The following is a 17,685-nucleotide window of genomic DNA, read 5'->3' on the forward strand; positions in this document are numbered from 1 at the left end:
GATTATCTGTTAACCATTTTTCGGTAAGCCTAAGCAATAATGCTTTAAAAATTTTCCCTGACTGCTAATTAAATACACAAAATTAGAATGTTGTAATTCATATTTGTTTGTTTTTACATCAAATATTTTGGATGTATAGAAGACCTTAAATTGATCTGCTAATTGTTCAATATCTTGGACTCTCCCTGTTAAACCTATAAAATTATCATCTATTTTTTCTAAATATTTTTTTAATACTTCACTTGTATCATGCTCAGAATCTAGAGTAATAAAAACTACTTGTACTAAAATATTCTCTTTCTTCAAAATCTTAATAATATCTTCTACTCTTTTTAGTGTTTGATTGTCATATAAGGAATAGGTAGTACCAAAATAAATCAAACTTAAATGACCTTGCAAATGGGTACTATCAAATTTCTTTCCTTCTTGATCTATAAGAGTAAACTTAATTTTAGGCGAATCGTCCATATTACTAGTTTTCGCACCAATCTTAAGCTTAGACGGAGTTGAAGAATACAATAAACATAAAAATATTATGCCCGTAATCATAGCTAGGGCTATAAAAATTTTTATAATATACATTTGGTTTTTATTATTTCTCATAACCTAAGTAATTATTAATATTTATTTATAATAAACCTTATTCTTATCATATATGCAATAAAAATCATCTTTCAGTATATTAAATATCGTAATATCTAAATTGTGATATTTTTAGTTAAAATTAATTAATTTATTAACTAAATTGAAATTTTTGAGCTAAGTTATTAAATAAAAAAACAACTAAGAAACAGATTAATTATGTACAATTATACCGTTTATATAAAACGTTTAAATGATAAATTTAAAAAACAAGAACATACGGAAATAGTAGATAGTACTATTTCTGAAGACCATTTATTTCAAATACTAAATGACAACAACAATGCAACTCAACCGATACAAACACTCCTAAATCAAAATTCGTTTGAAATAACAAATAATATTGAACACAATAAAGTAGAAGATATGAGGGATATAATGATGTTGAAAAAAGAAGAAATAAAGGAAGCAGAAATGGAACATTTTATATCCGATATGTTAAAGGATAAAAATTTTATCGACTTAATTAATAAAGATAGTGAAAAATATGAATCTATTATTGATAGGAGTAATAACTATAATTATATTAGGGCAAGAGAAAGAAGATTTAAAGCTCATAGCTAATTTTCTCAAAAACGGTGAATTAATATTAGAAAGTAATGAGTATGGAGATTGGGACTTCTCAAAAAAAGTCTAACAGCAAGTTCAAATATTTTAGATAGTTTTTATATAAAAAACGAAAAATATTTAACATATAACAGTTCTTATTTGGATGCTGCTAATTCATCCTCTGAATCTACTATTGACAAATTTTTCCTACAAAAAATTCTAAGTATGACTCCTACTAAATTTATATTAGCAATAAAAAATATTGAAACCAAAAACTCTAACTCTTCCCTTGTCAAAGCCAATCTAGAAAAACTTGTCGGTATATTTGAACAATTTACTAAATTATTGAGATATATTGATATAAATGAAGGTAATTTATCTATAGTAGTGACCGATAGCCCAAGCAAGCAATAATCATACTCGTATATCTAAAATTATTGATGACACTATAAAACTCGGTAATTTTAGCGATGAACAAAAGAGTATCATTAATAAAATAAAAGATTCTATTTATTACCTCAAGCTAGCGAACAAGCAAAAGACTATACAAAACTATACAAAGCTATTAAATATTAGAGATGATAATTATATCATTCTAGATGAATATAATAAAATAACAATCGACGACGAAAATTTAACATATATTTTAAATTCTATAAATGTAATTAATAAAGAAGTACCAATTAGTATCAATGAACTTAAAACATATATAGAAAATAATTTAAGTTTTGAAGATGTTTTGCCTAAAACAGACAAATTGAAACAATTAATATATATAGTAAATTATTATAAACAGTTAGAAGACAATGCCAAAACTATAGGAATTTTCTTAGAAACCGTTAAAAAATTAAATCAGCTTTTAGAAACAAGGTAATTTAGAAGATTCTCTAATTTATTTACTGAAATCAGAAAATAAATTAGAGAATCTTCTAAATTACCTTAAATATTTATCTAACATCAAATTTAAAAGAAAATTTGGTTACACTTAATTCTGCAAAATGGTTTAACGATTTATTTACCTCGGGGCATATAACATAAAAGAAACGTTATTAGAATCATTTAAACATACAATATGCAAAGATAAAGATTCATTTTATAACAAATTAAATGAGACTATTGAAAAATTTTATGAAGATATCAAAAATAACGATGTTTTAGACTTAAAAGTAATCTATAATATATATAACTTAAAAAACTTTTTACAGCATATTAACAATTCTAGCACTGATATTGAAAATTTAGATAATATTAAATTATTTTTAATAAAGAGCTTTAAGAATTTTAATAATATACTAGGTATAACTATAAATAATAGCATTAGTAATTTAGAAAAAAATAGGCTCAGTCAGCAAGCAAGAAGCTAAATCTCCTTGGAAGTATATTACCGCCTCTAAATCTATTACAGAAATATCTCAAAATCTCGATAAAGTAATATATGATAAGCTTTTACATCAACCTGTGTTACCTGATCAAGCGCTACCTATTTATAATTTATTAGAAAAATTACTAAAAGAAACTCATAAATCTATTAATGATTGTTATAAAAACGAAAACTTATATAAACAGCAATTAGCAAAAATTTATTGTCAACAAGCACAAATCTGTACACCTAATGGCTCAACAAAACTATCTAAAGACTCAATAGGATTGTATGAAAACGCTGCTAACCTTGGTTCTGAAGAGGCAAATATAAAACTTGGGAAGATTGAATTTAAGAGCGGAAATTATGTAAAAGCTTTAGAATATTTTAAAAATACTACTCATATATCTTATGCAAAAGAAGCTTTTAATAAATTATTACATCTCAAAGAATCAGAACTAAAAAAGAAAATACAGCAAAAGAATCCGCAAGATATAGCTAAATTAGCATCAGAAATAATTGAATTATATTCAAGCCAAGGTGATTTTTATAACCAATATAATCTAGATATATCAGAAAAAAGTCTGCAAGATTCACTAAAAGTATTTTGTCTTAATACGAAAGCTCTCATAGCAGAACAAGGAAGACCTAAACCTTATGGAATATTATATGATTTGTCTAAAGAGTTAACATCAATAATTTCTTCACCGTGTAGTCAACTTAAATTTATACAAAAAACTGAAAAATATAAAAATTTAGCAGAAAAATTTAAAGAAGAAAAACTAAAAACTAATTATACGAATATTACGACAAGCCGGTCACATGATTCATACTTTAAAGAACCTTTACTTCAGTTCGATGATTTAAACCTTAATGCTTCATTTAGACCATATTATGATAATAATGAAGATTCTAGCAATATGTTAGGTGCTTGTTATAATTCCTCAGAATATCCTCAATGAGAAAAATTTAATATCTCTTAATACAATTTTTATAGACAAGCAGAAATGTGGTGCTAGTATAAAAATAGCTATATTTAACGATGAATTAGATTATGACAAATAATCAATTTTCCGAAGATACCAAAAAAATTGCTGATCAAATAAAAGATGCATTAATGGGTATTAGTGACGATCTTGTACTTGAAAGTAAAGAGGTAGAGGAAATTTTTGAAGAATTAAGCCAAAATGAAGAATTTGAATATGAGATGGAACGAATGCTTGCTATCTTAAATGAACAAACTATGGATTTAACTCAACTGCAAAGTCGGATTATCTTATTAATCCGTAAGTATTTAGATAAAACTAAAAACTTAAAGCTTAAAATGCTTAAAATGGATGAGAAGCTCATTAACAAGAATGTTGCCGAAGTCAGTAATTATTTAATGCATCAGCATTCTAAAATAGTTAAAGATGCTAATAAAAACCTTGCAAACCCAAAAGACAAATTACAAGGTTTAACCAAACAAGCTAGAATAGACTTAAAACGTTTATTAAAAAGCTTTGCCGTTTACCAAATTTATATGTTTATGAACCCAAAAAGAATAGCAGGCGAAACGAAGCTAATGAACTTCGCCTATAATATGATCAAAGGGGGCATGAAACTCGCTAAAAAATATGAAGGCGGCAAGGAACAAGACATTAAATCATATTCACCTAGATTTATTAAAAAACTTGAAAAAGCTCATGTCGGCTTTAAAAAAAGTGGCAGTATATCAATTTAACTATTGTATCTTTTATAAAGAGCTTATACTAAACTAACATTAATATTATGATAGGTATCAAGCTTTCAACTTAAATTATTCATGTAAACTTAATATTTCAGAATTAATAACTTGGGTACATCTTGGCTGCAGTACTCAAGAAAAACACCACGCTCAACCTGTAAAAATTAACATAAAACTCTTTCTCTTAACTTCTCCCCTTGCTACTGTAACGGATAATATAAACGATACTGTTTGTTATGCAGAAATCGTACGGCTAGTACAAAAACTTTCTCAAGAAAATCACTTTAATCTTATCGAGTATTTAGCTGCACAAATATATGATATTATTTATCAAAATTTTATCGAATCTAAATTAGAAAAGATTTTTCTAAACGTAACCGTTACTAAATTAAAATCACCTTTGAAACACAAGTTATTCTACCACCTAATGCAGATAAAGCTTGGGATAAATCATATTTAAATATGGTGGTGCAGGGCAAAAGTACTTTAACGCCTAGTAAACTTCTAATTAAGCTTAAAAAGATTGAAAAACAACTAGGTCGAGCAAGCTCTTACTATAAATGGTCTCCAAGAGTTATTGACTTAGATATCCTACTTTGGAATAATTGTCATATAGATTTACCTGATTTAAAGATACCGCATCCTGAATTATTAAACAGACCGTTTCTTATTCATCTAATTGCAGGTTTAAGCTTGGAATGTCGTTATTCATGTCCGATCAATAATTTTTACAACAATAAAACCTTTGCAGAAATAGCACATTTAATTGAAAATCAAGGAGTTATACGCTCTCTTGTTTTAAATCCTCAATTTGTCGGTATTTTAAACATTACTCCTGATTCTTTTTCTGATGGAGGATTGAGTTTTCATAAAGGAGATGCCGTTAGAAATTTTGTACGCTTGATAAATGAAGGGCTACAATAATTGAGCTTGGATCACAATCAACACGTCCTTCTGCTTTAATTATTAATGAAGATGAAGAATATGCAAGGCTTAATAATGTTCTTGAAGAGCTTAAGGAAGTTATAGTCAGTATTAATAGTTTTACTCCTGAAGTAATTAAACGTGTTTTTAAAAAATACCCTATTTCCTGTATCAACTTGGTTAAAAATAATCTATTATACATTACGATTAATTGCCGATTATAATTGTAAAATTATTACTATGCATTCATTAACCGTTCCACCGCAAAAACAAAAATGTCTTGATTTCGATAAATCTCCGCTTGCTAGCTTAAATATATAGACAGAACAAAAAATAACAAAATTAGAAAAATGTGGATTTGATAGAAAAATATCATTCTTGATCCTGGAATTGGTTTTGGAAAATCCGTTTATCAAAATTTATATATTACAACATATTAATTAAAGAATTTAAAAATCTAGGATGTGAGATATTGCTAGGACACTCACGAAAATCTTATATTTCTGCTTTTTATAATTCCAAAGCATCAGAAAGAGACTTAGAAATAATAGCAATATCAAAATATTTAATGGAAAACGTAGTTGATTATTTACGAGTGCATAATGTTATAGAGCATCAAAGATTTTTTGTAGCAGACCATATGATTCACTATATCTTATGAAAAATAGAAAAATCATCGGTATAATGGCATGTGACCCACAAGGGGTGATAGGTAATAAAGGCCAGATGCCTTGGTCTTATACTAAGGAGTTTGAATATTTTTATCAGACGGTGAAAAATAATATTATAGTCATGGGACGAAAAACCTTTGACTCTATACCTACAAAGATTTTAAAAAATTGTATTTGTATTGTTTTTTCAAGAAATACACCATTACAATCTTATAATAATATATTTTTTATTAAATCCTTAGATGATTTTTGGCAGGTAATAAAACCTTTTACTGATAAGAAAATTTTTATGGTTGGAGGGGCAGACATAGCAACTCTTTTCCTAGAGCAAAATCTTATTTATGAATTTTTACTTACAAAAATAAATAAAAATTATGATGGAGATACTTTTTTGCCTCTTAATCTTTTAGCAGAATGGCATTGTGTAATAATAGATAAGACAAACAATTACCAGATTTATAAATTTACTAAGAGGAGGTAAGATGAAATTTTTAGAACAGCTTAATATAAAAAATCTTGAGCAATATAACCTCTTAAATCATCCATTTTATCAATTATGGCATATGGGAAAACTTACTCATTCTACTTTACAAATTTACACAAAAGAATATTATCATCACGTTACAGCTTTCCCACGTTACATTCCAAATGTAGTGATATACAAGCTAGGCAAATATTACTTGGTAATCTTATAGAAGAAGAACAAGGTGAAGAAAATCACCCAGAACTATGGAAACGTTTTGCTGAAGGACTTTGTTTAAGAAACCAACGCACTTCAGAACCTAAATTAGACTCAACTCAAAAACTTGTTCAAGGTTATTAAATTAACAGAGAAATCTTTTTCTATAGGTCTTGGAGTACTTTATGCTTATGAGCGTCAGACTCCTAAAGTATCTGACTCTAAAATTCAAGGATTACAAAAATTTTATGGAAATTCAGATTACAGAACTTTACAATTTTTCATTGTTCATAGTAAAGTTGATCAATGGCATACACAAGAATGTGCAAATTTGATTAATAATTTAAGCTCAAAAGAACAAAAATTAGCATATCAAGGAGCAAAACTACTATGGCAATTTCTAGACGGTATAAATGCAACGTATCAATAATTTAACTATTATTCTTTCATAAAATGAAAAATATCTTCCTACATTCCTTAAGTCTTGAGAATTATCGTAATTTTAAAAATCTTGAACTAAAAACAGATAATACACCAATAATTTTAATAGGTGAAAACGGTAGCGGTAAAACTAATATTTTAGAAGCTATATCGCTATTTTATCCAGGAAGAGGACTGAGATCAGCAAAACTTGCCGATGTATTCAAAACTTCAGAAGATCATTTTCTAGTTAAAGCTCTATTGCAAAGTAAGCTAGGACTTGCAGAATTTACCACCCAATTTAAACGTAGTTCTAATAGAAGGATAACTGAGTATAACGAAAGTAAAATAGCCAATAATGAGTTAAGTAAATTCACTAGCATGGTATGGCTGACTCCGCACATGGAAGGAATCTTTACAAGCGGTAGCAGTGATAGAAGAAAATTTCTTGATAGAATAGTTTATAATTTTGATCCAAAGCATGCAGAGCTAGTTAGTAAATACGAATATTACATGCATGAGAGAAATAAAATTCTAGTAGAAGATATAAGAGATGATAATTGGCTTAAAATTATTGAAGAAAAGATGGCTGATATTTCTAACCATATTGCTAATAATCGCTTAAAAACCTTAGAATTTATGCAGCAAGCAATAGATGACCTTGAAAATGAATTTCCAAAAGCCGATTTATCGATTGACGGCATTGTTGAACAAAAAATATTAAACGGTAAAGAAAATATTGTTAGTTTTATTACTGCAGAACTTTATCAAACAAGAAGCAAAGATAAACTACTTGGTCGCACTAGTTTTGGAGTTCATAAAAGTGACTTTTTAGTAAAGCATCAAAAGAAAAATATCTTAGCCAAATTCTGTTCTACCGGTGAACAAAAAGCTATATTAATTGCAATAATCCTTGCTGAAATGAATTATGCTATAAAGCTAACTAAAATAGCACCGATTTTACTTTTAGATGAGGTCTTTGTGCATTTAGACGACAAAAGACGTCAATATTTAATCGAATTTTTTACCGGCTTAAACATGCAACTATGGGTTACCACTACCAATCTAGAGGGAATAGAAAATTTTGCAACTAAAGCACAATTGATTAAGTTATAGTTTGTTTAATAATGTCATTCCTAGCTAAAAGCGGTGTTGTTTCATGGCTCTTATGTCATTCCTGCGAAAGCAGGAATCCCGCATAAAGCGAGATAAATCGAGCTTTTAATTTCAAAAATTTGCTGTATTTAATACTTTTTTGCTGGATTCCTGCTTTCGCAGGAATGACATTGAACACTTTTCTCGCACCATGTAACAACGCCCACTAAAAGCGGGAATGACATCAAGAGTATTTTCTGATCCATACAATAAAGCACTATCCCAATCAGATTCACAAGAAAAATTTACAACATCCTTCTTGATTTTTATCGCACCTCTTAAAAAACCAAAATAACTATTATTATTTTTCATAAAATAAAATTACTCTTCACTTACATATTATATGAGCATTAGTTAAATTTAAAGTTTTTTGTATATAAATATATTGCTTAATCTTTTGAAACTGCTTAAAATTAATTTTTAATTTATGTAAATACTATGACAAAACAAGCTAATAAAATATCCTATGATGAAGTACCTTATTCTCCATTTACTTTCAGTTATACCTCCCCACCTTATTTAAGAACTATCGGCAAGCTATTCGGGCTAAACCCTCCACCTCTTGAAACTGCTAAAATACTTGAACTCGGTTGTGGAATAGGTGTTAATCTGCTTAACTTTGCTGAAACATATCCTAAATCACAATCTCTAGGTGTTGACTTATCCAAAACACAAATAGAATTAGGTAAAAAAATTATCAGTGATTTGAAAATAAAAAATGCCGAACTAAAGGCATTATCTATATTGGACATTGATGAGTCATACGGTAAGTTTGATTACATAGTTTGTCACGGCGTATATTCATGGGTACCTGAAGAGGTACAAGATAAAATACTCGAAGTCTGTAATAAACTGCTAAATCCGAACGGCATAGCTTTTGTAAGCTATAATACGCTCCCGGGCTGGAATATGCAAAGAACAATACGTGAAATGATTATGTTCCATTCAGAGCTATTTAATACTAGCCATGATAAATTACAACAAGCTAAATTACTTTTAAAGTTCATCAATGACTCATTAGAAAGCTCCACAACACCTTATTCTAATTTCTTACGAGATGAAACAAAATTATTATCTGCATATACGGACTCATATGTATTACATGAATATTTAGGCGAAATTAATACAGGTACATATTTTCACCAATTCATAGAAAAAGCTCAAAAAAATCATCTAAATTACTTAGGTGATACGTCGCTTACTGCAATGTTTATCGGTAATTTACCTACTCAGGCAGCAGAAAAGCTACAAGCCGTTAATGATATTGTTCGTACTGAGCAATATATGGATTTTATCACTAATAGAAAGTTCCGCTCGACATTATTATGTCATCAAAACATACCTATAAACAGAAAAATTGAATTTAATAATTTAAAAGAGTTTTTTACTAGCCTTAATATTAGACCGGTAATTCTAGAAAAAGCTGTTGATTTAACTAACGAACAGGAAAATGTTAGCTTCTATTACGAAAATTTACCTGAGCCTTTTATTTCAACCACTTCGCCGATCATGAAAGCTATTTTATATGTATATGCCGAAAATATTAGCAATCCGATAAGCTTAGAACAAGTAGCAAAAGAAGCTTTTAAAAAGCTTGGTAAATATCAATTACAAGATTTCTTAGCAGCATTAGAACAGCATTTTATCATATTCATTTTTCAAGGTTATCTCAAAATATTTGAGACCAAACCTCATGCTATAGCAACTATCACCGAAAAACCTAAAACTAGCGAATTTGCAAGATATCAAGCAAAACAAGCATATTTTAATAATGTAACTAGCGTGTTTAGCGTCACTAATAGACTTAACGATATGGTAGGTATACCGATACATGAAAAATATATTTTAGAAATGTTAGACGGTACACATAATATTGATGATATTAAGAAAGGCGTTCTTGACAAAATTAATTCAAAACTTTTAACTGCTCGTGACGATAAAGGACAGGAAGTAACAGATCCAAAATTATTAAAAGAATTTGTTGACTATGTAGTTAATACATCCCTTGAGAAATTCCGGATGAATTATCTGTTAGTAGAGTAATTAAAATGTTCGTGGTCAAGTCTGCTTTGTTGCATGGATCAGCTTTTTCATTATTGCGAATAGTTGTAGACTACAGCCAATCCATAAAAATATAATCCGAATCAATGAAGAGTAGCTATACGAAGCTCAACTTGGAAAAGAGCAAGGAGCCTATAAGCCGAGGAGCAGAGCGTATACTTAATACGTGAGCATCCGAGGACTTACAAAGACGACACAGCCAATTTTTCAAGTTGAACGAGTATAACTATGCTACTAATTTTTCACGCAATACTTCAACTAACTTATTAATTGCTTCGGTTGGGTGGATATTTTCAAGGATAGCAAGCTCGCCTGCAAGTCTATTTAAAGCTGATTCGTAGAGTGTTCTTTCACTGTAAGAACGATCATTATCAACATTTTTATGTAAGTCCCGTAATACTTCGGCTATGGCTACAATATTACCTGAGTTAATTTTACCTTCATATTCTTGGGCTCTTCTACTCCACATTCTATTTCCTTGTTTTGGTTTTCCTTGAAGAGTTGAATATATGACATCTAAATCTTTTCTGCTTGCAACCGCTCTAAGACCAACAACCGCAGCTCTACTAACAGGCACTTTTAATGTCATTTTATCCTGCGAAAAGGAAATTACATATACTTTAATTTCAGTACCTGCAATAGTATGATATTCTATATTTGTTATCTCACCAACTCCATGTGCAGGATAGACAATTCTCTGCCCTATTTTAAACTCGGATTTTTGTTCGGATTGTGTTGTATTTGCCATTATTAATTCCTCCGTAGTGGTTTTAATGCCTAAGAACTTAATGTTAGACTATTATTTTCTATAGCATAGCATATTTTGCTTTTATTATAAAGTAGAGATTTTTATTGAAATAAAATTGATACGATCTTATTGTAGATAATATTAATAAGTTAAAGGAATAAATATGCGAAGTATTTTTATTGTACTAATATTTTTATTATTTTTGAGTAGCTGTTCAGAAGAAAAAGCACAAGATAAGAACCATGAGGAAAAACAAATAATAGAGCACGAAACTCTACAAAATAACGCAACTTCTAAAGAAACGAATCAGAAAGCCGTAAATTCTGAAAATACGGCTGAATCAATAGTTCCTGCTAATGATAATAATCAGACTGATGAAGTATCAACGCCGGCTTCACAAGAACAAAAAAATCCTGCAATAAAACCTGTTAAAGTCACTTTTAAAGTTGATGATAATGATATGGTTCTCGGTAACAAAAAATCAAATGTTATAGTAGTCGAGTATTTTTCTCCTACCTGTCCGCATTGTGCTTATTATCATCAAACAATTTTTCCGGAACTTAAGAAAAAATATATTGATACTAACAAAATTGCATATGTGGTTCGTGAATTTATTGCTACTAAACAAGATTTAGATGCTGCAATTTTAGCCCGCTGCAAGGGGGATACAAATAGTTTTACACAACTTCATAATATCATATTAATACAACAAGATAAGTGGGCATATAGCAATAAATACAGAGAATTATTAACTGATATAGGACAACTTGGCGGTATTTCTCCGGAAGAATATAAACAATGTTTAAATAATGATAAAATTACTGCAATACTAATTGCTAATACCAATTTTGTAGCAAAAGCACCCCAATTTATAGGTACTCCTTCTTTCTTCGTTAACGGAGTACAAACAGGAAGTTATAGCATAGATACTATTTCCACAGCAGTTGATAAAGCTTTAGAGGAGCAGAAAGAAAAAGCAAAAAATGAAATAAGCTTGTAATTTAGATCGTCATTGCGAGCAGTCGTAAACTGTACGGCAATCTCGTTAAATATCCTGAGATTGCTTCGTCGACGCCTATGGCGTCTTCTCGCAAGACGGAGATAAACTAATGAATACGGAAAAACTAAAAGATATCAAAGCAAGAATTAAAGACTTAAAAACTCCTAGGTTCTCTAATCCTAAAATTCGGCAAGAAATTAGCCCGTTCACTATCGCTGTAGATTTAGTTTCAGGTACAATGGTAGGTGTCGTAATTGGAGTATTTACGGATAAATTTTTTAATTCTAAACCTTTATTTCTTATTATATTTACAATAATAGGAATGATTGCTGGCTTTAACATTATAAGGCAAAAAGTAAATAATAAAAAGTAAGGAAATGACTCATAGCCCTTTAGCACAATTTGATATCAAAAAATTAATAGACATCAAAATGTTCGGTTTTGACGTCAGCTTTACTAATTCGAGTATCTATATGTTACTTGCTAGCATCTTAGCTCTAACTTATTTTTACTTAGCTTTTTATAACCGGAAATTAGTACCTTCTAGATTACAAGTGAGTGCTGAAATAGTTTATAATCTTGTAGCTGATATGTTAAATCAGAATATAGGAGTAAAAGGACGTAAATTTATTCCGTTAGTTTTTAGTTTATTTATTTTCATTTTATTCTGTAATTTACTTGGTATGACACCTTATAGCTTTACTGCTACTAGTCATATTATCGTTACTTTTACCTTGGCAATTCTAGTATTTTTAATGGTAACTATAGTCGGTTTTGTAAAACACGGCTTACGTTTTTTAACCCTTTTTTTACCGCACGGTACTCCTTTATGGTTAGCACCGTTGATGATAGTAATTGAACTATTTACATATTTAGCAAGACCGGTTAGTTTATCATTGCGACTTGCTGCTAATATGATGGCGGGACATGTTTTATTAAAAGTAATATCCGGTTTTACCGTTTCATTAATGATTTACTTGAAATTTCTGCCAATCCCTCTTATGGTAATACTAATTGGATTTGAAATTTTTGTTGCAATACTTCAAGCTTATATTTTTACTATTTTATCTTGTATGTATCTTAATGATGCTATTAATTTACACTAGGCTTTTTGCACAACTTGCTTCTAAAGGTAATTTGTACGTCAATCCGATGCTCGAATCCTCAAGTACTTTTTTGTACGCTACGGTTCTGTGCTTTGTGTTTCCTGCAAATTCCTCTTTATTAGCTTCGTTGTACAAAAAGCCTATTATACAGATAATTAGATAAAATTTTTTGATTAATTAAAAGTGAGGTTTTTTATGGACATGGTTTCTTTAAAATTTATTGGTATAGGACTTATGGCTATCGGCATGTACGGTGCAGCTTTAGGCGTTAGTAATATATTTAGTTCTCTACTTAGTTCAATAGCACGAAACCCTTCGGCTACAGAAAACTTACAAAGAATGGCTCTGATCGGCGCAGGTCTTGCTGAAGCAATGGGACTTTTTTCCTTTGTAATTGCTATGTTACTTATTTTTTCTTAAAATTCATTTTTAAATAAGATGCCTCAATTTGATATTGCTACCTATTATTCACAAATTTTTTGGCTTATCGTTACTTTCGGCTTATTGTATATCTTTGTTTATAAATTTATAACTCCAAAAGCTGAAGAAATTTTTAATAATAGAAAGACAAATATTCAAGATAATATTACGCAAGCCGATACATTGACCATAGAAGTAGAAAAGCTAAATAAATATTATAACGAGGAAATAGACAAAACAAATACTGAAATAGATAGGCTAAAAAAAGAAAAAATAGACTCTTTAGAATCAGAATTTTTAATTAAAAAAAAGAATCTAGAGCAAGATTTAAAAAACGCTATAAATCAAAACATTGAAGATATAAATTTAGCTGCTAAGCAATTTAGAACTAATAAAAGCACAGCAATCATAAAGCTTGCCGTTAATATTATTGAAAAAATAGCTGGCACTAAAGCAGATATGAATTTACTACAAAATATAAAAGTAAAATAATGAATTTCCTAGATGAGAGCTTCTGGCTTGCCGTTAGTTTTGTAATTTTTGTATATTTAGTTTATAGACCGGCAAAAAAAGCCATTTTAAATTCTTTAGATGCTAAGATTTTAGAAGTCCAAGAAAAAGTTCTAAAAGCTGAAAAGTTAAAAGAAGATGCTGCTTTGCTCTTTAAACACACCAACGCACAAATAAAGAAATTAGAAACTTTACGCTCTCAAATGATAGAAGAAAGTAATGAGGTTACCAAGAAAATCATTCAAGAAAAAACTAAAGAAATTGAAGAATTTTTAGAGCATAAAAAATCTGATGCTATACAGCTAATGCAAAACCAAAAATCAACCGCAAGTAAAGAGCTACAAGATGAATTTTGTGATGAAGTGATAAAACTTGTATCCGAATATTTTCAATCAGTTAAGCTTTCAGAAAGCAACATTGCTAAAAATTTAATGGATAAATCTGATTTTCCTCAGGATGAGGGTAAAGCTACATAGCCACACTAATCACTAGCTAGCAATTTATTTAAAATTGCTTTATCATTAACACATACCCGTAATATTGAGCCATCAATAAAATATTCAGGATGTTCGTTCGTTACTTATTTGTTAATTCAAGATAGGCTCTAACAAATTCTTTTACACAAGTGAAGTTTTTACTAGAGCTGTTAATCGCTCCTAAGCAAATCGCTTCAAAACATAACATTTTAGCTATTTCTATATTTTTAAGGTCAGATAAAACGCCTAGTTGTTTTGCGATAAATATCTATCGCCTAAATAGCCTTTCGCCCCCAATTTCCTAAGATTGAGAACTTACTATTCCACTTATCTTTATCAGCATTAATATATATTTTATTTAAAACATTCTTTTGTATTTTTTGTTTAATTTCTAATGTAACTTCCTCAAAATCGCCTCTTTGTAATATAAACTCCCTAGTTTCATTATTTTTTATAAATATAATAACCCATTTTTTGATATAAATTTGCCTTTCTACATTTATCCATTTCAATATCATCATTTAATATTTTTACTACATGGGGATAAAATATTTTAGAATTTTCCCAGTCTTCACTTGGAACATCTGTTAATATTGGAAATAAATCATCTAAGATTTCTGCTAGTCTTGTATAAATCTCTTTTTCATCTATCGCATGTTCTTTATATTTATTTATATATTGCTTTGTTATAAATTGCATTAATCTATGTAATTGTAAGCCGGCTTGTCTATTTTGGTATGTTAGATTCATTATCGATAATGCTTTTAACCTTTTTATAGGTTCTTGTAGCTTTTCTTCATCTATTAAAAATAATTCTTTGAAAATCTCTATACTGATAAAATGGTGATTTTTCTAATAATTGTAGTAATAAAACGGTTTCTATATGATCATCTTTGCTATTTTTAAAGTAATTAATGTAATCATTTACTTTAAGTAATTTATTTGCTTTTAAATATGCTACTGCTTTAGATAACCTATAAGGTGATGCAGCATTGTTACTACCAAAGTCTTCTATTAATTTATCAATATCTTTCTTGTTAATCTATTTTTTAGAGATTTCTTTAAATATAATATTGCTTCTTTTTTACTAAAAGACTCTAATATAATATTTTCTATATCATTACTTAAATTATTATTTTTAGTAGTAATTATCACTTGTACCTTATCATTAAGTATATTAATTATACTGTTAAGATAAGGCTCTATATATTTATGATCTTCAACATTATCAAAAATAAATAATATAGCTAAATTTAAATTAGCAATCCTCTCATGGACTAATCTTATTATGTTTTCTTCCTTTTCATCTATTACGTAAATAGTAAATTCTTTAGCAAGTTGTCTATATGCTTCAAGGACTTTGTCCGCAGAATCTGTGTTAATAAAACGTACTATTTTCTTTTTCGCTTGTGTTTGTCTATCTCCATATTTTATAGCTAGAGTGGTTTTACCGGCTCCAGCGAAAACACTAACTGTTACAAATCGTTTTTCGTTTAAAGTTTCTTATATTTGTTGTAATATTTCATTATGGACAATCAGATTATAAGTTGATAAAGGTGGGTAAATTGCTAATTATATTTTCTGTAACTTTAATTGATTCATTAGGAGTATAAGCATTGCAGTCTTCTAATATTCCTTTGCTTCCCTACTTACTTCAATTAACCTTAAAATTTGCTCTCTTAAGTCATCTACTTTAACTTTAGGTAAGTTTGTAAAGATATAATATTTGCCATATTGAGATTTTATTTCATATAGTTCTTTTATTACTTTTAACTGTTGTTTTATTAAATTTGGTATTTCTTTTTTATCTATACTCAATTTGCTCAACTGTGCTAGATACCAATCGCTACTGTCCTTATTATTTGTATTTGCTATATCTACAGACAAATTTACTTCTTTTATACGATAATGACCTTTGTAAAAAAGTTCAAATTTTCCCTCAGGAGTTATGATCTCTTTTGATGGGCAACCTTGTGCGGCATTATTTTCTAAACGCTTATAAAACCCTAAAAATTGTCCGGTTGCAATATTACCGCTTATATAAGCTGATCGATTACCTCTAAGAAGCTTCCAAATGTCGTTGCAGTAGCATTTTTATATATTAGATTGCTTGCTAAAGGTAATAAAATATCAAGTGCTTTATTAATATACGGATTACAGACATTTACAAAATTTGGAGCTGATAAATAAGTTGTTATATTTAAAAATTTTACGTCAAAGGTAGTTTCATGGCTATACATCTGCGGCTAAAGATTTTCTGTAGCTAACCCGGGCTATCGAATGTGATTGCCTTTGCTTTTGGATAATGAAAATCTCTATGAGCAAAATATAAACTAAGCTTTGCGAACCATACACCTAAAGAATGACCTGTGAAAGATAAATTATAATTATTCTCTTCAGCATATTTGGTAATCTCCTTTGTAGCTTCATATGCGACCGCTTGCTGTGCCACTATCTGTCCACCTAAAATACTTTTAAAATGAGCTTTAAACGGTGAATTAGTTTTGAGCAAATCTAATTTTTCAAATGTAGTACGTACCAGTTGTTTTACTTTTTCATTTACATATGCTTACTGCGTAATATCTACCTATTTCAGGCTTGTTAAATATTTTAAATACTTTCCTGTCTTTTAATTGTTCATTTCGGGTTTTGACCTTTTCATTATTTTCTTTTTCTACAGCAAACTCTACAATATCATTTTCCGTAGAATCCATATAAGCATGTAAACTAAATAAACCATGGACAAAGTCGGTAGGGTGGTGCTTTATAGTTTTGATTATTTAAGATAATTTTACTTTCAAGCGTTTGTACAAGCTCACTAGAAGCATTAGGCACCTTGCCCCAGCTTACATTACCGATAAAATTATTATTTTGGATTTTAGCAGCTATTTCCTCTAGCTGTGGAAGCGTTAAATGTAGATTGCTAAAATCTAAATGAACAAATGAAGGGGCATGCTTTTCTAGACACACTATAATTGTTTTATAGTCACTTATAGTTTGAGAATATTGTATAATACTAATTGAACTGAACTTTGTGTTTTCAGCCGATTTTTTTGAAGCATCACAAATTAAAAGTTATTATTTTCAACTATTATTTTTATTCTGAATTTAAAATTAGATTATTTAAGATCTTATATTATAGGAAAATATAGAATGGTGACCCCTACGGGACTCGAACCCGTGTTCCCACCGTGAAAGGGTGGTGTCCTAACCGCTAGACGAAGGGGCCTTAATTTAA

At 29.2% G+C, this 17,685-nt stretch carries 29 protein-coding genes, 1 tRNA gene and 3 pseudogenes; 21 read left to right on the forward strand and 12 right to left on the reverse strand.

The window, feature by feature from the left end:
* Positions 1 to 9 precede the first annotated feature (9 nt).
* Positions 10 to 603, reverse strand: a complete 594-nt coding sequence (locus GCO76_RS04750; protein ID WP_410956341.1) for an SCO family protein — start codon at positions 601 to 603, stop codon at positions 10 to 12.
* Positions 604 to 801: 198 nt separating this feature from the next.
* On the opposite strand from GCO76_RS04750, the gene GCO76_RS04755 reads away from it, so the two are divergent.
* The 13 genes and pseudogenes from GCO76_RS04755 (at position 802) to recF (ending at position 8,087) form a co-directional block, all read left to right on the forward strand.
* Positions 802 to 1,206 (forward strand): hypothetical protein, encoded by a 405-nt coding sequence (locus GCO76_RS04755; protein ID WP_410956342.1) that lies wholly within the window; start codon positions 802 to 804, stop codon positions 1,204 to 1,206.
* Between the two features lie 48 nt (positions 1,207 to 1,254).
* Positions 1,255 to 1,605 carry a hypothetical protein gene (locus GCO76_RS04760; RefSeq protein ID WP_410956343.1) on the forward strand — a complete coding sequence of 117 codons (351 nt, stop codon included), beginning with the start codon at positions 1,255 to 1,257 and terminating at the stop codon, positions 1,603 to 1,605.
* A gap of 325 nt (positions 1,606 to 1,930) precedes the next feature.
* A pseudogene (locus tag GCO76_RS04765) lies at positions 1,931 to 2,229 on the forward strand (hypothetical protein).
* Positions 2,230 to 2,649: 420 nt separating this feature from the next.
* Complete coding sequence (locus GCO76_RS04770) at positions 2,650 to 3,513, forward strand: hypothetical protein (RefSeq protein ID WP_410956344.1); 864 nt, start codon at positions 2,650 to 2,652, stop codon at positions 3,511 to 3,513.
* 92 nt (positions 3,514 to 3,605) lie between these two features.
* Positions 3,606 to 4,274, forward strand: a complete 669-nt coding sequence (locus GCO76_RS04775) for a DUF5394 family protein (RefSeq protein ID WP_410956345.1) — start codon at positions 3,606 to 3,608, stop codon at positions 4,272 to 4,274.
* Positions 4,275 to 4,380: 106 nt separating this feature from the next.
* Positions 4,381 to 4,737: a dihydroneopterin aldolase gene (locus GCO76_RS04780; RefSeq protein ID WP_410956476.1), complete on the forward strand. Its 357-nt coding sequence runs from the start codon at positions 4,381 to 4,383 to the stop codon at positions 4,735 to 4,737.
* A gap of 8 nt (positions 4,738 to 4,745) precedes the next feature.
* A complete protein-coding gene (gene folK / locus GCO76_RS04785; RefSeq protein WP_410956346.1) occupies positions 4,746 to 5,201 on the forward strand; it encodes a 2-amino-4-hydroxy-6-hydroxymethyldihydropteridine diphosphokinase in 456 nt (151 codons plus the stop codon).
* A gap of 41 nt (positions 5,202 to 5,242) precedes the next feature.
* Positions 5,243 to 5,425, forward strand: coding sequence for a hypothetical protein (locus GCO76_RS04790; RefSeq protein WP_410956477.1), 183 nt, complete (start codon positions 5,243 to 5,245; stop codon positions 5,423 to 5,425).
* 172 nt (positions 5,426 to 5,597) lie between these two features.
* Positions 5,598 to 5,862 (forward strand): annotated as a pseudogene (locus GCO76_RS04795) (dihydropteroate synthase).
* Positions 5,859 to 6,353: a dihydrofolate reductase gene (locus tag GCO76_RS04800; RefSeq protein ID WP_410956347.1), complete on the forward strand. Its 495-nt coding sequence runs from the start codon at positions 5,859 to 5,861 to the stop codon at positions 6,351 to 6,353. Before GCO76_RS04795 ends, GCO76_RS04800 begins: the two are co-directional and overlap by 4 nt.
* A gap of 82 nt (positions 6,354 to 6,435) precedes the next feature.
* Positions 6,436 to 6,567 (forward strand): hypothetical protein, encoded by a 132-nt coding sequence (locus GCO76_RS04805; RefSeq protein WP_103897426.1) that lies wholly within the window; start codon positions 6,436 to 6,438, stop codon positions 6,565 to 6,567.
* 111 nt (positions 6,568 to 6,678) lie between these two features.
* On the forward strand, positions 6,679 to 6,981 hold the full coding sequence (locus GCO76_RS04810) for an iron-containing redox enzyme family protein (RefSeq protein ID WP_024704420.1): 303 nt from the start codon (positions 6,679 to 6,681) through the stop codon (positions 6,979 to 6,981).
* A gap of 23 nt (positions 6,982 to 7,004) precedes the next feature.
* Positions 7,005 to 8,087: a DNA replication/repair protein RecF gene (gene recF, locus GCO76_RS04815; protein ID WP_103897428.1), complete on the forward strand. Its 1,083-nt coding sequence runs from the start codon at positions 7,005 to 7,007 to the stop codon at positions 8,085 to 8,087.
* 111 nt (positions 8,088 to 8,198) lie between these two features.
* On the opposite strand, the gene GCO76_RS04820 is transcribed toward recF, so the two are convergent.
* On the reverse strand, positions 8,199 to 8,438 hold the full coding sequence (locus tag GCO76_RS04820; RefSeq protein ID WP_209445210.1) for a hypothetical protein: 240 nt from the start codon (positions 8,436 to 8,438) through the stop codon (positions 8,199 to 8,201).
* A 126-nt stretch (positions 8,439 to 8,564) separates the two neighbouring features.
* On the opposite strand from GCO76_RS04820, the gene GCO76_RS04825 reads away from it, so the two are divergent.
* Together GCO76_RS04825 and GCO76_RS04830 are read left to right on the forward strand one after the other, a co-directional pair.
* Positions 8,565 to 10,169, forward strand: coding sequence for a methyltransferase regulatory domain-containing protein (locus GCO76_RS04825; protein ID WP_410956348.1), 1,605 nt, complete (start codon positions 8,565 to 8,567; stop codon positions 10,167 to 10,169).
* Positions 10,170 to 10,300: 131 nt separating this feature from the next.
* Positions 10,301 to 10,403: pseudogene (locus GCO76_RS04830) on the forward strand (palindromic element RPE5 domain-containing protein).
* A gap of 10 nt (positions 10,404 to 10,413) precedes the next feature.
* Here the strand turns inward: GCO76_RS04830 and GCO76_RS04835 are convergent.
* The gene (locus tag GCO76_RS04835) at positions 10,414 to 10,935 is read right to left on the reverse strand and encodes a CarD family transcriptional regulator (protein WP_010976718.1); all 522 of its coding nucleotides are present in this window, start codon (positions 10,933 to 10,935) and stop codon (positions 10,414 to 10,416) included.
* Between the two features lie 163 nt (positions 10,936 to 11,098).
* Here GCO76_RS04835 and GCO76_RS04840 point away from each other — a divergent pair, with 163 nt between their 5' ends.
* The 3 genes from GCO76_RS04840 (at position 11,099) to GCO76_RS04850 (ending at position 13,041) form a co-directional block, all read left to right on the forward strand.
* On the forward strand, positions 11,099 to 11,935 hold the full coding sequence (locus tag GCO76_RS04840) for a DsbA family protein (RefSeq protein ID WP_103897432.1): 837 nt from the start codon (positions 11,099 to 11,101) through the stop codon (positions 11,933 to 11,935).
* 109 nt (positions 11,936 to 12,044) lie between these two features.
* The gene (locus GCO76_RS04845) at positions 12,045 to 12,308 is read left to right on the forward strand and encodes an AtpZ/AtpI family protein (RefSeq protein ID WP_410956349.1); all 264 of its coding nucleotides are present in this window, start codon (positions 12,045 to 12,047) and stop codon (positions 12,306 to 12,308) included.
* Between the two features lie 4 nt (positions 12,309 to 12,312).
* Positions 12,313 to 13,041, forward strand: coding sequence for a F0F1 ATP synthase subunit A (locus tag GCO76_RS04850; RefSeq protein WP_103897433.1), 729 nt, complete (start codon positions 12,313 to 12,315; stop codon positions 13,039 to 13,041).
* Here the strand turns inward: GCO76_RS04850 and GCO76_RS04855 are convergent.
* On the reverse strand, positions 13,033 to 13,176 hold the full coding sequence (locus tag GCO76_RS04855) for a palindromic element RPE1 domain-containing protein (protein ID WP_410956350.1): 144 nt from the start codon (positions 13,174 to 13,176) through the stop codon (positions 13,033 to 13,035). The two genes, GCO76_RS04850 and GCO76_RS04855, sit on opposite strands and share 9 nt — an antisense overlap.
* A 60-nt stretch (positions 13,177 to 13,236) precedes the next feature.
* On the opposite strand from GCO76_RS04855, the gene GCO76_RS04860 reads away from it, so the two are divergent.
* Genes GCO76_RS04860 through GCO76_RS04870 form a run of 3 tightly spaced genes read left to right on the forward strand, consistent with a single transcriptional unit; the run spans position 13,237 to position 14,447 of the window.
* Positions 13,237 to 13,461, forward strand: coding sequence for a F0F1 ATP synthase subunit C (locus tag GCO76_RS04860; protein ID WP_410956351.1), 225 nt, complete (start codon positions 13,237 to 13,239; stop codon positions 13,459 to 13,461).
* 18 nt (positions 13,462 to 13,479) lie between these two features.
* Positions 13,480 to 13,953, forward strand: a complete 474-nt coding sequence (locus GCO76_RS04865; protein ID WP_410956352.1) for a F0F1 ATP synthase subunit B family protein — start codon at positions 13,480 to 13,482, stop codon at positions 13,951 to 13,953.
* On the forward strand, positions 13,953 to 14,447 hold the full coding sequence (locus GCO76_RS04870) for a F0F1 ATP synthase subunit B (RefSeq protein WP_014013746.1): 495 nt from the start codon (positions 13,953 to 13,955) through the stop codon (positions 14,445 to 14,447). Before GCO76_RS04865 ends, GCO76_RS04870 begins: the two co-directional genes overlap by 1 nt.
* 444 nt (positions 14,448 to 14,891) lie before the next feature.
* On the opposite strand, the gene GCO76_RS04875 is transcribed toward GCO76_RS04870, so the two are convergent.
* The 8 genes from GCO76_RS04875 to GCO76_RS04915 all read right to left on the reverse strand — a co-directional run bounded on the left by GCO76_RS04875 (position 14,892) and on the right by GCO76_RS04915 (position 17,676).
* On the reverse strand, positions 14,892 to 15,197 hold the full coding sequence (locus GCO76_RS04875; protein WP_410956353.1) for a hypothetical protein: 306 nt from the start codon (positions 15,195 to 15,197) through the stop codon (positions 14,892 to 14,894).
* Between the two features lie 264 nt (positions 15,198 to 15,461).
* Entirely contained in the window at positions 15,462 to 15,881 is a 420-nt protein-coding gene (locus GCO76_RS07930; RefSeq protein WP_479725312.1) for an AAA family ATPase, read from the reverse strand.
* A 192-nt stretch (positions 15,882 to 16,073) separates the two neighbouring features.
* Positions 16,074 to 16,334 (reverse strand): hypothetical protein, encoded by a 261-nt coding sequence (locus tag GCO76_RS04890; RefSeq protein ID WP_410956355.1) that lies wholly within the window; start codon positions 16,332 to 16,334, stop codon positions 16,074 to 16,076.
* A gap of 149 nt (positions 16,335 to 16,483) precedes the next feature.
* On the reverse strand, positions 16,484 to 16,687 hold the full coding sequence (locus GCO76_RS04895; RefSeq protein WP_410956356.1) for a hypothetical protein: 204 nt from the start codon (positions 16,685 to 16,687) through the stop codon (positions 16,484 to 16,486).
* Between the two features lie 23 nt (positions 16,688 to 16,710).
* On the reverse strand, positions 16,711 to 16,959 hold the full coding sequence (locus GCO76_RS04900; protein WP_410956357.1) for a lipase family protein: 249 nt from the start codon (positions 16,957 to 16,959) through the stop codon (positions 16,711 to 16,713).
* Positions 16,960 to 17,002: 43 nt separating this feature from the next.
* A complete protein-coding gene (locus GCO76_RS04905; RefSeq protein WP_245207504.1) occupies positions 17,003 to 17,161 on the reverse strand; it encodes a hypothetical protein in 159 nt (52 codons plus the stop codon).
* 13 nt (positions 17,162 to 17,174) lie between these two features.
* The gene (locus tag GCO76_RS04910) at positions 17,175 to 17,417 is read right to left on the reverse strand and encodes a hypothetical protein (protein ID WP_410956358.1); all 243 of its coding nucleotides are present in this window, start codon (positions 17,415 to 17,417) and stop codon (positions 17,175 to 17,177) included.
* Positions 17,418 to 17,601: 184 nt separating this feature from the next.
* Positions 17,602 to 17,676: transfer RNA gene (locus GCO76_RS04915), tRNA-Glu, on the reverse strand.
* Positions 17,677 to 17,685: the final 9 nt, after the last annotated feature.

It is taken from the genome of Rickettsia koreansis, from assembly GCF_046532895.1.
Lineage (GTDB): Bacteria > Pseudomonadota > Alphaproteobacteria > Rickettsiales > Rickettsiaceae > Rickettsia > Rickettsia rickettsii.

What these genes read in the sequence shown, in the direction of transcription:
- GCO76_RS04750 (WP_410956341.1), bottom strand. Translation starts at nt 603, where the DNA reads ATGAGAAATAATAAAAACCAAATGTATATTATAAAAATTTTTATAGCC.
- GCO76_RS04755 (WP_410956342.1), top strand. Translation starts at nt 802, where the DNA reads ATGTACAATTATACCGTTTATATAAAACGTTTAAATGATAAATTTAAA.
- GCO76_RS04775 (WP_410956345.1), top strand. Translation starts at nt 3,606, where the DNA reads ATGACAAATAATCAATTTTCCGAAGATACCAAAAAAATTGCTGATCAA.
- GCO76_RS04800 (WP_410956347.1), top strand. Translation starts at nt 5,859, where the DNA reads ATGAAAAATAGAAAAATCATCGGTATAATGGCATGTGACCCACAAGGG.
- GCO76_RS04805 (WP_103897426.1), top strand. Translation starts at nt 6,436, where the DNA reads ATGGGAAAACTTACTCATTCTACTTTACAAATTTACACAAAAGAATAT.
- recF (WP_103897428.1), top strand. Translation starts at nt 7,005, where the DNA reads ATGAAAAATATCTTCCTACATTCCTTAAGTCTTGAGAATTATCGTAAT.
- GCO76_RS04820 (WP_209445210.1), bottom strand. Translation starts at nt 8,438, where the DNA reads ATGAAAAATAATAATAGTTATTTTGGTTTTTTAAGAGGTGCGATAAAA.
- GCO76_RS04825 (WP_410956348.1), top strand. Translation starts at nt 8,565, where the DNA reads ATGACAAAACAAGCTAATAAAATATCCTATGATGAAGTACCTTATTCT.
- GCO76_RS04835 (WP_010976718.1), bottom strand. Translation starts at nt 10,935, where the DNA reads ATGGCAAATACAACACAATCCGAACAAAAATCCGAGTTTAAAATAGGG.
- GCO76_RS04840 (WP_103897432.1), top strand. Translation starts at nt 11,099, where the DNA reads ATGCGAAGTATTTTTATTGTACTAATATTTTTATTATTTTTGAGTAGC.
- GCO76_RS04845 (WP_410956349.1), top strand. Translation starts at nt 12,045, where the DNA reads ATGAATACGGAAAAACTAAAAGATATCAAAGCAAGAATTAAAGACTTA.
- GCO76_RS04850 (WP_103897433.1), top strand. Translation starts at nt 12,313, where the DNA reads ATGACTCATAGCCCTTTAGCACAATTTGATATCAAAAAATTAATAGAC.
- GCO76_RS04860 (WP_410956351.1), top strand. Translation starts at nt 13,237, where the DNA reads ATGGACATGGTTTCTTTAAAATTTATTGGTATAGGACTTATGGCTATC.
- GCO76_RS04865 (WP_410956352.1), top strand. Translation starts at nt 13,480, where the DNA reads ATGCCTCAATTTGATATTGCTACCTATTATTCACAAATTTTTTGGCTT.
- GCO76_RS04870 (WP_014013746.1), top strand. Translation starts at nt 13,953, where the DNA reads ATGAATTTCCTAGATGAGAGCTTCTGGCTTGCCGTTAGTTTTGTAATT.
- GCO76_RS04875 (WP_410956353.1), bottom strand. Translation starts at nt 15,197, where the DNA reads ATGAATCTAACATACCAAAATAGACAAGCCGGCTTACAATTACATAGA.
- GCO76_RS04895 (WP_410956356.1), bottom strand. Translation starts at nt 16,687, where the DNA reads ATGTATAGCCATGAAACTACCTTTGACGTAAAATTTTTAAATATAACA.
- GCO76_RS04905 (WP_245207504.1), bottom strand. Translation starts at nt 17,161, where the DNA reads ATGGATTCTACGGAAAATGATATTGTAGAGTTTGCTGTAGAAAAAGAA.